Source organism: Neorhizobium sp. P12A (assembly GCF_008365395.1).
In the GTDB taxonomy this organism is placed as follows: domain Bacteria; phylum Pseudomonadota; class Alphaproteobacteria; order Rhizobiales; family Rhizobiaceae; genus Rhizobium.
In genome coordinates, this window is the sequence record NZ_QOVX01000014.1 from 71,149 (window position 1) to 83,932 (window position 12,784).

The 12,784-nt window shown below is 60.0% G+C and carries 13 protein-coding genes and 1 pseudogene; 7 read left to right on the forward strand and 7 right to left on the reverse strand.

The features are described from left to right. The first annotated feature begins 26 nt into the window (after nt 1-26). From DTW90_RS27320 to DTW90_RS27335, 4 genes are all read left to right on the forward strand, one after another. Nucleotides 27-1,262, forward strand: a complete 1,236-nt coding sequence (locus tag DTW90_RS27320) for an amidohydrolase family protein (protein WP_149342444.1) — start codon at nt 27-29, stop codon at nt 1,260-1,262. Nucleotides 1,263-1,354: 92 nt separating this feature from the next. After that, nucleotides 1,355-2,344, forward strand: a complete 990-nt coding sequence (locus DTW90_RS27325; protein WP_132527924.1) for an ABC transporter ATP-binding protein — start codon at nt 1,355-1,357, stop codon at nt 2,342-2,344. A gap of 22 nt (nt 2,345-2,366) precedes the next feature. After that, entirely contained in the window at nt 2,367-3,380 is a 1,014-nt protein-coding gene (locus tag DTW90_RS27330) for a dipeptide ABC transporter ATP-binding protein (protein WP_149342446.1), read from the forward strand. Nucleotides 3,381-3,415: 35 nt separating this feature from the next. Beyond that, nucleotides 3,416-4,342, forward strand: coding sequence for a M14 family metallopeptidase (locus tag DTW90_RS27335; RefSeq protein ID WP_149342447.1), 927 nt, complete (start codon nt 3,416-3,418; stop codon nt 4,340-4,342). 973 nt (nt 4,343-5,315) lie between these two features. Here DTW90_RS27335 and DTW90_RS27340 read toward each other — a convergent pair. Together DTW90_RS27340 and DTW90_RS37275 are read right to left on the reverse strand one after the other, a co-directional pair. Next, on the reverse strand, nt 5,316-5,612 hold the full coding sequence (locus DTW90_RS27340) for a zinc-binding dehydrogenase (protein ID WP_149342449.1): 297 nt from the start codon (nt 5,610-5,612) through the stop codon (nt 5,316-5,318). Further along, nucleotides 5,585-5,968, reverse strand: coding sequence for a zinc-binding dehydrogenase (locus DTW90_RS37275; RefSeq protein WP_188080072.1), 384 nt, complete (start codon nt 5,966-5,968; stop codon nt 5,585-5,587). Before DTW90_RS37275 ends, DTW90_RS27340 begins: the two co-directional genes overlap by 28 nt. Before the next feature lie 358 nt (nt 5,969-6,326). Here DTW90_RS37275 and DTW90_RS38080 point away from each other — a divergent pair, with 358 nt between their 5' ends. The 3 genes and pseudogenes from DTW90_RS38080 to DTW90_RS27360 form a co-directional block, all read left to right on the forward strand. Further along, a complete protein-coding gene (locus DTW90_RS38080) occupies nt 6,327-6,791 on the forward strand; it encodes a LysR substrate-binding domain-containing protein (protein WP_149342453.1) in 465 nt (154 codons plus the stop codon). Nucleotides 6,792-6,795: 4 nt separating this feature from the next. Further along, nucleotides 6,796-7,053 (forward strand): LysR substrate-binding domain-containing protein, encoded by a 258-nt coding sequence (locus DTW90_RS38085; RefSeq protein ID WP_149342455.1) that lies wholly within the window; start codon nt 6,796-6,798, stop codon nt 7,051-7,053. Nucleotides 7,054-7,397: 344 nt separating this feature from the next. Continuing rightward, nucleotides 7,398-7,599, forward strand: a pseudogene (locus tag DTW90_RS27360) (IS6 family transposase); the annotation flags it as partial. A gap of 208 nt (nt 7,600-7,807) precedes the next feature. Here the strand turns inward: DTW90_RS27360 and DTW90_RS27365 are convergent. From DTW90_RS27365 to DTW90_RS27385, 5 genes are all read right to left on the reverse strand, one after another. Continuing rightward, nucleotides 7,808-8,611, reverse strand: a complete 804-nt coding sequence (locus DTW90_RS27365) for a glycerophosphodiester phosphodiesterase family protein (RefSeq protein WP_149342457.1) — start codon at nt 8,609-8,611, stop codon at nt 7,808-7,810. Between the two features lie 16 nt (nt 8,612-8,627). After that, nucleotides 8,628-9,464 (reverse strand): ABC transporter permease, encoded by an 837-nt coding sequence (locus tag DTW90_RS27370; RefSeq protein WP_210251436.1) that lies wholly within the window; start codon nt 9,462-9,464, stop codon nt 8,628-8,630. A gap of 10 nt (nt 9,465-9,474) precedes the next feature. Then, complete coding sequence (locus tag DTW90_RS27375) at nt 9,475-10,347, reverse strand: ABC transporter permease (RefSeq protein WP_149342459.1); 873 nt, start codon at nt 10,345-10,347, stop codon at nt 9,475-9,477. Further along, complete coding sequence (locus tag DTW90_RS27380; protein WP_149342461.1) at nt 10,344-11,402, reverse strand: ABC transporter ATP-binding protein; 1,059 nt, start codon at nt 11,400-11,402, stop codon at nt 10,344-10,346. The genes DTW90_RS27375 and DTW90_RS27380 overlap by 4 nt, the downstream gene beginning before the upstream one ends. 115 nt (nt 11,403-11,517) lie before the next feature. Next, entirely contained in the window at nt 11,518-12,768 is a 1,251-nt protein-coding gene (locus DTW90_RS27385; RefSeq protein WP_188080075.1) for an extracellular solute-binding protein, read from the reverse strand. Nucleotides 12,769-12,784: the final 16 nt, after the last annotated feature.

The window sequence follows — 12,784 nt, forward strand, 5'->3', positions numbered from 1 at the left end:
TTGCGTAAACGCAAGGAGTTCTTGAGATGACTACTCTTATCCGTGCAGACAGGCTGATCGACGGAACCGGCTCCGCGGTCGTTGAGAATGCCGTCCTCGTTATCGAAGAGGGCAAGGTTGTCGGTGTCTATCCCAGTCAAGCGCCCGATTCAGTCGTCTCGCCTGATGCCGAAATTCTCGATTTTCCCGGCTGCACCATCATGCCGGGGATGATCGACACCCATGTGCACCTCAACATGCCCGGTGACGGCACGTTGCTGGAGACAGTTGTTCGCGAACCGGAGGGGGTCCTTGTGGCCACCTCCGCGTTTACGGCACAACGCGCGCTTGCCGCCGGCATAACCACCGTGCGCGATCTCGGCGCCTCGGGCACCACCGTCATCAATCTCCAGCGCGCGCTGGAACTTGGTCATGGCGTAGGCCCACGCATCCTCTCCTGTGGCCAGCCGATTACCATCACCGGTGGCCACACCTGGTATTTTGGCGGTGAGGCCGACGGCATCGACGGGCTGCGACTGAAGGTTCGCCAAATGGCGAAGATCGGCGCCAATTTCATCAAGGTCATGGGAAGCGGCGGCGGGACTGTCAACACGCTCTCGTGGCGGCCGGCCTATAACCGTGAGGAGATGCGCGCTCTGGCGGATGAGGCACATGCGCTCGACCGCAAGATCGCCGTGCATTGCCTGTGCGCGGACTCCATCGACTATGCGATCGACGCCGGCGTCGACCAGATCGAGCATGCCGGCTTCATCACCGACTCCAAGGGTAACCAGAAATACGTCCCTGAAGTCGCGGAAAAGCTTGGCAAATCAGGCATTCCGGTTACGAGCACGCTAGCGGTTGGCGGCTCCGTCGTCGAGATCATGACGGCGAAGAAGGATCGCACGCCGACGGAGGACGCGTTCCTCGAACGCTGGATCAGGATGCTGGACGACAACCTCTCTCAGTTCCGCAAGCTGCGGGAGGCCGGCGTGTCCTTCGTGGCAGGCACGGATGCCGGCTGGCGCTTCACTCCTTTCGAGGGACTGCCGCTCGAGCTTGAGCTCATGCATCGTGGCGGCATGACGACAATGGAAGCGATCGTCTCTGGAACCGGTTTTGCGGCCAAGGTCATCGGCATCGACGACAAGGTCGGAACCCTGACGAAGGGACTGGCGGCCGATGTCATTGTCGTTGGCGGCAACCCGCTCGACAATCTCGGCGCGCTTCGCGATCTCAAGCTCGTCATTCAGGGCGGAAAGGTCCGCAGCCGGGCGCAATAGGAGAAAGGCGCGGGCGCGATCCTGGCGCCCGCAAGCCTCTTATTTCGACCAGCCGGCACGGATGGAACCGTGTCATTATTTCGGAGAGTATGATGTTGAGCGCCAATGCCGAGCGGAATGCTGATACCGCTCCACTCCTCAAGGTTCGGGACTTGCAGACGCATTTCAGGACGTCGCGAGGCACAGTGAAGGCCGTGAACGGTGTAAGCTTCGGTCTTGCCGTCGGCGCCAGCCTGGGAATCGTCGGCGAGTCGGGTTCGGGCAAGAGCGTCACGTCGCTGTCGATCATGCGGCTGATCGAGCCGCCGGGTTTCGTTGCCGGCGGGCAGATCCTCTTCAAGGGAAGAGATATCGTCACCTTTCGCGAACGCGAAATCCGCAGCATGCGCGGACGCGAGATCTGTCTGGTCTTTCAGGATCCGATGACTGCGCTCAATCCCGTCTATACCGTCGGCGCGCAGATGGTCGAGGCATTGCAGGCGCATCGGCCAATCAGCCAGCGGGAGGCCATGGAGCGTGCGATCGAGCTATTCCGGCTCGTCGGAATTCCCGCGCCGGAACGCCGGGTCCACGAATATCCGCATCGCCTGAGCGGCGGCATGCGACAGCGCGTGACTATCGCCATCGCGCTCGCAAACGAGCCGGATCTGCTCATCCTCGATGAGCCGACTACAGCGCTCGATGTTACCATTCAGGCGCAAATCCTAGACCTTATCAAGGACCTGCGTCAGCGCATCAATACCGCAGTTCTGTTGATCACCCACGATATCGGCGTCGTCCGGGAAATGTGCGAGGATGTCGTGGTGATGTATGCCGGCAAGGTCATGGAGAAGGGAACGGTTGGCCAGGTGACCGATGATCCGAAGCATCCCTATACCGTCGGTCTTCTCTCATCCATTCCCGACCCCAGGATGCGCGGGCATCGGCTCAGTGCGATCGGCGGGGCGGTACCCAGTCCGCTGCATATGCCGTCGGGCTGCCCCTTCCAACCGCGATGCTCCCGGGCAATGCCTGCCTGTTCGCAAATGCCGGATATGAAGGATTGCGGCGACGGCCGGCTGGTCGCCTGCTGGCTTTATTGATGTGCCGAGAAATGAGGACGCCATGACCGTACCGGCGCAAGACCAGGCCCCCCCGATCCAGAGAAGCGTCTCCGACGATGTCCTACTCGAAGTGCGGAATCTGAAGACACATTATCCCAGTCGGAGCGGCGTGCTCAGCCAGAAGACCGATTGGGTGAAGGCACTGGACGACGTTTCCTTCAGTATCCGCCGGGGTGAGACCTTCGGTCTCGTCGGTGAATCCGGCTGCGGAAAATCGACGCTCGGCCGCTCGATCATGCGGCTTGAACGGTCGCAATCCGGCGAGGTTCTGTTCGAGGGCGAGAATGTGCTCGCAGCCTCTCCCTCCCGGCTCAAGGCGCTGCGGCGGAATATGCAGATGATCTTCCAGGATCCCCATGGAAGCCTGGATCCGCGGATGACCATCCGCAGTATCATCGCCGAGGGTCTGACAATCCAGGGCATGGGCCGCGACGAACGCAATGAGCGGGTCGAATCCCTGATCGAGGTAGTCGGCCTGCGCAAGGAGCATCTCGACCGCTATCCGCATGAATTCAGCGGCGGCCAGCGCCAACGCATCGGCATCGCCCGCGCCCTGGCGTTGCGGCCGAAATTCGTCCTGGCCGACGAGCCTGTCTCGGCGCTCGATGTCTCCGTACAGGCGCAAGTCCTGAACCTGCTGGCCGATTTGCAGAAAGAATTCGGCCTGACATACCTGTTCATCGCTCACGACCTGTCGGTGATCGAGTATTTCAGCGATCGTGTCGGCGTCATGTATCTCGGCAAGCTGGTCGAAGTCGGATCCGCCGAAGACCTCTATGCTGACCCCAGGATGCCCTACACGCAGGCATTGCTGTCGGCGATACCCGGAACGAAGGAGACAAGCGGCAAGGATCGCATTGTACTTCACGGCGATGTCCCCAGCCCCCTTAACCCACCTTCCGGCTGCCCCTTCCGTACCCGTTGCTGGATGGCCACGACTGTCTGCTCGAAAGACGTGCCGAAGCTTCGGGAAGTTCGTCCCAATCACTGGGCTGCCTGCCATTTTGCAGGCTAGCTCAGGCCGCCAATATTCAAGCAGAGGATTTTTCCATGGCAAGTTTACCAGTCTTCAAAACGGGTCAATCGAGGACCAAATTCGGTTATATCAAGCCCGTCCAAGACCTTGAAATCCCGTTTGCCATTATCGAGGGGGCACAGAGCGGGCCAACCCTGCTGATCACCGCCGGCGTTCACGCATCGGAATTCTGCTCCATCGAGGCTGCGGTCCGGATGATCCAGACGAAGCCTGAGGAGATCAAGGGCACGCTCGTCATCCTGCCTATCCTGAATGTCGAGGGCTTCAGCAAGCGCAGCATCTACATCATGCCGCAGGACGGAAATAACCTGAATCGTATGTTCCCCGGCAATCCAGACGGTACGCTCGGCGAGCGCCTAGCGCATTGGCTGGTGAGCGAGGTCTATCCGAAAGTCGATGCCTATATGGATCTGCACGGCGGCGACCTCGACGAAAGCCTGGCGCCGTTCACCATCTTCCCCGGCGCCTGCGAAAAGTCGAAGGCGATGGCCGAAGCCTTTGGTCTGCCGGTCGCTGTCGCATCTGCGCGACCCGGTAACAGCATCAACGGCGCCTATGGCGTCGGCGTTCCCAGTATCTTGCCAGAGATCAGCGGAAATGGTCTATGGAACGAGACCACAGTCGGCATGATGTTGGACGGCATTCGACGTGTCATGAAGCACATCGGCATGATCAATGAGGCGCCAAAGCCGGCGACGGACGAACCGATGAAGGTATGCACCATGTGGGTTCCGACCGCTCCGGTTTCGGGGCTCTGGTATTCCAACAAGGAGCTTTCGGAGACAATTTCGAACGGCGATTTGCTCGGCGAGATCAGAAACGTTTTCGGTGAGACGCTGGCGCGGATCACATCGGAAAATGATGGTTTCATTCTTTACCGCATGTCAAGCCTGTCCGTAAACGAGGGAGAAGCCTTGCTCGGGGTTGGCGTGCAGGCCTGACGGGTTTTTAAACTCGGGTTCGTGGCTTCTGATCGTGTCAGCCGCGAACGCGCCCCCGCCTCTGGGCGTGAGCTGCGTGGTCGCGCTCGTTGTGAACCTTGTCAACAATCTGACGGCAGGGCTGGTTGCTGGCGGCGTCGATCTTGGCCCGAACTCTCGATCACGGGATCATATCGGCTGCCATCCGTGGGTGGGGAGGAAACCATCCAGAAATGGCCCCTGCCCATCACGAGCGTGGCGCCTGCGGCTCCTACGCTGGTACAACGACGTAGCGGATCCCGACCAAGCGCGTTGAAAGTATCTGGAGGACACCGGAGCGACCAGGGGCTCGGTGTCACCAAATCGCATGACGTTAGCCGAGCGCGCCGGCTGGCAAGCCGGTAATCAATGCGTACAACGGATACTTGCGGTAAGCTCAAATCTGCCATCTACGTTTAATACATCATCGGCTGCAGGTCGCACGGCTTGCTCAACCTACGCGAGCAGATAAAAGTGTATGAAATTAGCCGAATGCCCGCTTTCGGGCTAGTTCGATGAGAACGGGATCCACCTGAAAGACATCCATTTTCCAGACGATTGATCCTGTTGAGCTTGGCGGCCGTGGGTTCGAACCCTTTCCAGCTTAAGAAGCTCGCCCGGCACAGCGGCTGGTGCCAATCACGGTTAACTCGTAACGGCGGCTTCGCGCCCCCATTTCGGATGTTGCTTCTGTCCGTAGGATCTCCTAGAAGTCGCCGGTCGGCCCTGCCGCTTCCGCAAGCCACCCCAAACTTTTGCGGCGTGAAGCCAGTCGAGGCGATTGGATCAGAAAGACCCGGCGCAGCCTGGTATTCCACTGAGACTTTGCACGCAGAAGACAGGTCTGCATTCCAGCAGCCGTGCGCCACGGCGAGAAACGGCAACACTTTGCCGGAGAATGGCAACAATGCTCGGTTCGCAAACATGGCGCGGCGTTCTTTTGGGCGGTCAGTTGTCAATCTAAATCTATGATCAGCTTACCCTTGGCTTCGCCCGCTTCCAGTTTGCGATGGGCGTCTGCAGTCGCTTCAAGACCAAAGCGCTGAGGATCCAGCCGTGGCGTGAGCTTTCCATCCTCAACCAGTCGAGCGATCTGTTCGAGCACCTGCCCCTGCTGCGGCCGCGCCATTCCAAACATGATCGGAACAAGGACCAGAACCATGTGCAGGTTGGCACCCTTGAGATAAAGCGACGCAAGATTGTGGCTTGCCGCGCCAACGACGGTCACGATGTCGCCCGTCGGTTTGACCATCTGGAACGCGGCGTCGAGCGTGGCCCCCCGACCGTGTCAAAGATCACGTCGAAGCCATGCCCGCCGGTGTGGCTCTCGACAATCTCCTGCGGTGTGGTTTCGGCCAGATCAAAGCATGCACGGGCACCAGCGGAAATCGCAGCATCGGCGCTCGTCTTTGACCTTGTGACAGCAACGACGTCAGCGCCAGCGGCATTTGCAAGTTGCACGGCCATATACCCGACCCCGCCTGCGCCACCGGTGATCAGAACACGCGTGCTTGGTGTGATCGTCAGCTTTTCGAACAGAGCGATCCAAGCAGTTGTTGCCGTGAGCTGCAGTGCGGCGGCAGTGCGATAATCGACATTCTGAGGCATTTTGGCGGCTTTGGAAACCGCCCGCAAAACCGAACACATCGTCCATCGGGAGCAAAGCGCGTGACACCCGGGCCAACGGCCTCGACCGTTCCTGCAAAATCCGATCCGAGCACTGCGGGTTCCTAATGGGAAGCAATCGGCGTTTGCAGCACAAGACTGCTGGCATCGAGGTGTTCCTGCGCGTCGCGGAGGCCCTAAGCTTCGGCCGGGCTGCGGAATCGCTCGGACAGGCGTCATCGGCCACCTCCAAATCCATTGCCCGCCTTTAAGACCGGCTCGGGGTCCGCCTCTTTCATCGCACCACGCGCAGTGTCAAATTGACCGACGAAGGGGTTCTTTTCTATGGGCGGGCAAGCCGATGGGCCGAGGAACTGGAAGACATGCAGAGCGCGTTTCTGCAAGACCCGGAAGAATTGGGGGCCTGATCCGTCTCGAAATGCCGCTATCGCTCGGTCGCATCCTGATCCTGCCTCTGCTGGGCCGTTTCCTCTCAAGTCATCCGAAACTCAAGATCGAAGTTCGCATGAACGACCATCACGTGAACCTCGTCGCGGAAGGGGCGGATTTGGCCTTGCGGGTGGGCCAGCTTTCAAACGAAGATCTGGTCGCAAAGCCGCTTGGATTTCTTCGGCAGGGCACCTACGCATGTCCGGACTGTCTTTCACGCTATGGCCGTCCAGAGCTACCGAACGACCTTCTCTCGCATCGATTGATCAGCCTGGCGCCGCCCTCGGGCCGGCACAGACCCATGGTCTATTCGACAGGGGGAAACGACATTGCGATCGATACCCGCGGGGGCGGTCGCAACCTTTACCAATGGTGAGGCCATGATCGACGCCGCGATCACCGGCATCGGTATTGTGCAGGCGCCGGAGATCTACGCCAGGCAGGCCGTGCGCACCGGCGCGCTGGTGCAAGTCTTGGCAGGCCAGGACGCGCCCGGTGCCCCGGTTCAGCTCGTCTATCCGCCCCGGCGGCAGCTAATATGGCGTGTCCGGGCAGTAAGGGATTTTGTGATCGATGCCCTTGCGGGCGAAAGCGCTTTGGATCAAGGCATGCGCCGATCACAATCCGCGCTCCTGTGACACTTGAGAGCAATGGTCTTTGCGGCGCAGCCACAGCGGCGCGTTTCCGATCGCGGCTTGAGCATCACCATTGAGCATCACGCGCCCATGATACCAAAACAACGTTCGGCACGATTAGAAAATCGATTAGCCAAGGGAGAAATGGCTGGGGGTTCTCACATGATTTCAATTTCGCATGGGAAAATTGTCGGAATGCCGTCCGTTTTCCCATCGCGAGGGACCGTGGATATCGCCGTTGTGCCCGGCCTCTGGGCATCACTCAATCGGGCAGGTTAAGCGGCAATGATTTCCGGGGTGATGTCAGGTTAACTGTTGATCAGACGCTTGGCTGAAATTTACGGGTCATGACCCAAGCCGCCGTCCGTTATAAACGCCATCGCTTTCCACCGGCTGTCATTGCGCATGCGGTTTGGCTTTATTTCCTGTTCCCTGAGCCTACGTCTGGTCGAAGAAATGCTGCTAGAGCGTGGCATCGAGGTTTCCTACGAAACCATCAGATACTGGGCAAAGAAGTTCGGTCCAGACTATGCCGGCCGCCTTCTTCGCACACCGCCACGCCCGAGCGAGATACTGTCCGTGGCAGAGGGAAGCGTCAACGCCAGGTTCCCCATTACAAATGAGGCAATGAATTGGTCCAGTCGGCCGACGGAGTGCCTTGCACACCGGAGCTCCTCCGGGTCCTTTCGATGACTGTGCAGCGTCAGCATCCTTGCGCCCAGCCGACCATTAACCGATCTCGAACGACAGGCCGAGCTCAGGCAAAGGTCTGATCGACGAACTTGCGCAACCAGGCGACATCGTCGCCCGAGACTGTGTCGATCAGACCGGCGCGGAGCGACGAGGCCAGAACATTTGTCCAGTCGAGTCCGGCTTTGACCGATCGTTCCATTGTAGAGGGGCGATAGGCGTGGCAACGGATGGAGATGCCGGCCGCGTGAAGGCGCTCGGCCTCTCGTGGGTCGAAGACAGCGAGGTCGATGCACATCTGGTCGAGATCAGCAGCGCGCGCGACAGCCAGCGGATCGCCCAGGCGCTCCTGTATGATGCCGCCGGTCTTGATGCCGGGAACGGCGGCCTTGACGGCCTTCAGGCTGACATGATCGAAGGAGATCATCATCACCCGATCGAGATCCGCCGGGTCGGCCACGACGTCCTTCAAAACGGCAATGAACGTCTCCAGATCACGCTTTTCCTTGACCTCGACTTCAAGCCCCAGGTCGAGCTCACGGGCCGCCGCAATCGCCTCGCGTAGTGTCGGAATGCGCTCGCCGGCAAAATCCTCACCGAACCATGAACCGGCATCAAGGGCGGCGATTTCAGCACTTGTCAAATCCTTTGCAGCACCCGCGCCATTGCTGGTTCGGTCGACGAACAGATCGTGGAGAACGACAATTTCGTTGTCGCGCGCCAGGACCGTGTCGATCTCGCAGGTCGTGCCTCCCAAGTCACGGGTCGCGCGGATGGCGGCGATGGTATTCTCCGGGGCTCCGAGGCTGTGACCGCGATGTCCGCAGACGTGGATGTGGCCGGCCTGCTTGGCGAAAAAACTAAAGGTCATTGCAAGATTCCTTGGGTTAGAGCTTGCCGAGGCCCGCAGCCATGACGTCCTCCTTCATCAGCCTTTCGGTGAGAAGGAAGATGGCGAGCATCGGAATGAGAAGAAGGAAGGTGACGACGGCAGCGGTTGGCAACACGACGATCTGGCCACCAAGATAGCTCCAGAGCCGGACTGCCAGCGTCTGGATCTTCGGGGCGCCGACCATAAAGCTCTTTTCAAATTCCTCGAACGAGGCGATGAAGTTAAGAAGGCTGCCGGCGAGAAGGCCCGGCCACGCCAATGGCAAAGCGATGCGCACGACGGCCACGCGCGGCGATGCGCCGAGCGTGCGGGCGGCAAGGATCAGCTCATTCGGAATGCCTTCAAGGGTTGCCGTCAGGATCCGGATCATCAGAGGCAAAGTGCCTACCGTCTGCACCAGGATGACGCCGAGGACCGTGCCGGCAAGGCCGAAAGCAAAGAACAACTCGCCGAGGCTGACGGCGATGACGATCCCCGGAACGATCAGCGGCGCGAGGATGAAGACTTCGAGCAGCCGCTTGAACCGAAACTGAAACTGCGCCAGCGCCCAGGCGGTGGGAAATGCCAGGACGCAGGTGATGAGCGTGACCATGACCGAGACAAAAAGGCTCAGAAACACGGAGGGAACGATCTGCCGGTCGGACAGGACCTCCTTCCAGGCAGAAACGGAATAGGACCGAGGTACGATATCGGGTGGAAACCAGCCGACAGCGGGATCGTAGAAGGCCCAGAGGGCGATGACCAGAAGGGGCAGAAACAGGGTCACGATAAGGTATCCATAGAGCCCGGCTCCGGTCCAGAACTGCGTGTTGCGTTGGTGCTTCGACCGCATTGCCACCCCCCTAGCGTTCCATTCGGATCTTCGACGCGCCGCGACCCAGCGAGCCGATGATCGCGTAGTAGATCAGGAGAACGACGACGGCCACGGCGCTCAGAAGCGTGCCCATGGCATAGACCATCGGCCAGTCCGCCTTGAGGAAACCTTCACCGTACATCTGGACGCTGAGCGGCAGCGGGTAAGCGGGACCCAGGAGATTGGGGATGACGAAGGAACCGAGCGAACCGATGAAGGTCAAAAGCACGGCGGCAGTGATGCCTGGTTGGGCAAGCGGCAATTGTACCCGCCGAAGAATCGTGAAGCGCCCCGCCCCCAGAGTACGTGCGGCCAGGAGAACGTCCCGGTTGATCGATGCCATGGCGCCCGAGATGATCAGCGTCATGAAGGGAATGTTTTTCCAGGAGGATGCAATGATGATGCCGAAGCCCCAATAGTCGCGTACCATCCTCGGAAGAGCGACACCGAGTGGAGCAAGCACGCGTGATGTCATCCCGCCCCGGTCAAGCATAACGAGAACGAGGAAGGCTGCGACGATGCTGGGCACGACCAGCGGAATTCGATACAGCATGCCGAAGAGTTTCCGGCTCGTTTCGTTCATCTGCATCAGCGCCGACAAAGGCAGGCTGATGACCAGGCTCAGTGCGGTGGGCGCTATGCCGAGCCAGAGGGAATACCACAAGCCGTCGAGATAGACCTTCGTGGTCAGAAGAGCGATCCAGTTGTCGAAGGTAAAGGCCGGTGCATTCTGGCCCTGGCCGGCAAAGCTGCCAAGCACGATCCGCGCCAGCGGCAGACCGAAGAAGAGCAAGAGATAGCCGACCCCGGGCAGGAGATAGAGCAGGATCGTCGTGGTGCGAACGCCGGCTACGGGTTTCATGCGGCTGCTTCCTCAGCCGGGCGGAAAGACTTAAGCAGGTGCAGGACCGGCGGCGGGGTGAGTGTCACGGGCTGTCCGACGGCCAGGACGCCGGTCTGTCCGCCCGTGGTGACGATCCTCAGCGACTGGCCGGCGGCGCGGACCTGATAGTGCGTCGCGGCACCCATGAACATGGCCTGTTCGACAATACCGTCAGCCCTGTCGTCGGTCGGGGCAATGGCAATATCCTCGGGGCGGATGGCGATACCTTCGCTATCGCTGTCACCGGCATTTTCCACCGGTCTGACCGCGCCCCAGGGCAAACGGCATTCCTCGCCCGAGATTTCGCCTGTGATGACGTTGGTCAAGCCGAGAAATTCGGCGGTGAAGCGATAGGCGGGTCGGCGGTAGAGATCGATGGGCGTGCCACGCTCGACGATCTCTCCATCCTTCATCACGACGATCTCGTCGGCGAGCGCCATGGCTTCCGACTGGTCGTGGGTAACATAGAGCGAGGTGATGCCGAGCTTGTTTTGCAGAACGCGCAGCTCGTCACGCAAACTGTCGCGAAGGCGGGCATCCAGATTAGAGAGCGGTTCGTCGAAGAGCAGGACGTCGGGTTCGATGACAATGGCGCGGGCGAGTGCCACGCGCTGCTGCTGACCGCCGGACAATTGCTTGGGCAATCTCGTTCCGAAAGCGCCGAGGCCAACGATATCGAGGGCGGCGCTCACGCGACGCGCTATCTCGGCCCTGGCGATACGACGCATCTCCAGACCGAAGGCGACGTTCTTCTCAACGCTCATGTGGGGGAAAAGCGCATAGGTCTGAAAAACCATCCCAAAATTGCGCCTCTCCGGCACTACCCCGTCTATTCTCCGGCCCGCGAGCCAGATCTCTCCCGAACTGGGGTCGGAGATGCCGGCGACCGAGCGCAGGAGCGTCGTCTTTCCACAGCCGGAGGGGCCAAGGAGCGTCACGAAACGACCAGAGGGAATCTCGAGATCGATGCCCTTAAGGGCACGCGTGCCGTCAAAATCCTTGACGAGCCGCCGTATGGAAAGGGACGTGTCCATGATGTGTTACCGATTGCGCAAAAGCGAAGAAAAGGAGCGGTTCACCATTTCGGGTGGAAAGCTGAATCGCTCCGATGTGGTGGCGTTGCGGGCAGCGCCACCAATGGTGACTTGATCAGTTGTTGGCGCTCAGGAGATTCGCCATGGCGTAGCCGACGAGGGCGGTGTTGAGCGTGCTCGGCATGCTCTGCAACGCGCGGCTGGCGAACTGGTCGGTCGGGATCAGCCGTGCGACCTGGGCGGGCGTGAAACTTTTCGCCGGATCGATATCCGTGCGAGCCGACCGCGAGCCGTTGATCAATAGCTTTTCCATCTGCGCGTCGTGCGAAATCAGGAAATCGATCAGCAGCAGGCCGGCTGCCGGATGTTCACCGCCGACCGGCAGGAAGATACCGTCGCCGCCGCCGACTTCGCCGCTCGTCAGAATTTCCTGACGGGTGGTGGGGGGCAGAAGGCCGCGGCCAATGAAGTCATAGGTCATGTCTTCCCATGCCGTGCCAATGGAGCCGGCGCCATTGGCGAGCAGGCTCAGCGTATCGGAATTGCCCTTGGCGACCTCAGAGACCTTCAAAACGTCCTTGTAGAAGTCCCAGGCGGGCTTCATGCAGTCGCTTGCAGCAAACTGCTTGGCCTGATCCGCGGTGATCGAAAAGTTCGTCAGCGTGGCGCGGCAACTATCGCCGGTCACCTTGTCATAGGCGATCGACTGCATGAAGCCGCTGCCCGAACCGCCGCCATCTGGCGAGGTGACGATGAACTTTCCCGGATTGGCCTTCGCCCAGGAGAGCAGCGCGTCGAGATCGGTCGGAACCTTGTCGGCCGATATCGTGCGCGTATCGTAGACGATGCTGGTCTGGTTGCGGTGATAGGGAACGAAGGCGCCACCGTGCTGGTAGCCGCCCGTGTTGGTGGCGATGGCGGTATTCAGCGCGGTGCCGTTCGGAAGAGCGGCGTTCAGCGGAATGTTTGCAACAACGCCCGCTCCAAGCACCGAGCCAAGGTTGCCGGAGCTTATGAAATAGGCATCGGCAGGGCTCTTGGCGTTGGAATTGTGGGCGGCGATCAGCTGCTGGATCGCGGCTTCGCCGTTACCTCTAACGTAGTCGACGTGAATGCCGTATTTGCTTTCGAATTCCGGAATCAGGTGATCCGAAAACAACGGGCCGAAGGAGTCGGTAAAGTCGAAAAAGGTGACGCTTCCTTCCTTTTTCGCCAGAGGAACGATCGTATCGTAAAAATTGCTTGCCGTTAGCTTTGACAGATCAAAACCCGGTTCTGTATTGAACTTGTCTGACCCTACGGGCTCTGCCGCATAGGCTGCGGTGCTCAGAAGGACAGCGATGGACGCTGCAATGAAGGCTTTCATTCGTGTCGTCTCCATG

Coding starts and splice junctions, on each gene's coding strand:
- DTW90_RS27320 (WP_149342444.1), top strand. CDS start 27: ATGACTACTCTTATCCGTGCAGACAGGCTGATCGACGGAACCGGCTCC.
- DTW90_RS27325 (WP_132527924.1), top strand. CDS start 1,355: ATGTTGAGCGCCAATGCCGAGCGGAATGCTGATACCGCTCCACTCCTC.
- DTW90_RS27330 (WP_149342446.1), top strand. CDS start 2,367: ATGACCGTACCGGCGCAAGACCAGGCCCCCCCGATCCAGAGAAGCGTC.
- DTW90_RS27335 (WP_149342447.1), top strand. CDS start 3,416: ATGGCAAGTTTACCAGTCTTCAAAACGGGTCAATCGAGGACCAAATTC.
- DTW90_RS27340 (WP_149342449.1), bottom strand. CDS start 5,612: ATGGTCAAACCGACGGGCGACATCGTGACCGTCGTTGGCGCGGCAAGC.
- DTW90_RS37275 (WP_188080072.1), bottom strand. CDS start 5,968: ATGCCTCAGAATGTCGATTATCGCACTGCCGCCGCACTGCAGCTCACG.
- DTW90_RS38080 (WP_149342453.1), top strand. CDS start 6,327: ATGGGCCGAGGAACTGGAAGACATGCAGAGCGCGTTTCTGCAAGACCC.
- DTW90_RS38085 (WP_149342455.1), top strand. CDS start 6,796: ATGATCGACGCCGCGATCACCGGCATCGGTATTGTGCAGGCGCCGGAG.
- DTW90_RS27365 (WP_149342457.1), bottom strand. CDS start 8,611: ATGACCTTTAGTTTTTTCGCCAAGCAGGCCGGCCACATCCACGTCTGC.
- DTW90_RS27370 (WP_210251436.1), bottom strand. CDS start 9,464: ATGCGGTCGAAGCACCAACGCAACACGCAGTTCTGGACCGGAGCCGGG.
- DTW90_RS27375 (WP_149342459.1), bottom strand. CDS start 10,347: ATGAAACCCGTAGCCGGCGTTCGCACCACGACGATCCTGCTCTATCTC.
- DTW90_RS27380 (WP_149342461.1), bottom strand. CDS start 11,402: ATGGACACGTCCCTTTCCATACGGCGGCTCGTCAAGGATTTTGACGGC.
- DTW90_RS27385 (WP_188080075.1), bottom strand. CDS start 12,768: ATGAAAGCCTTCATTGCAGCGTCCATCGCTGTCCTTCTGAGCACCGCA.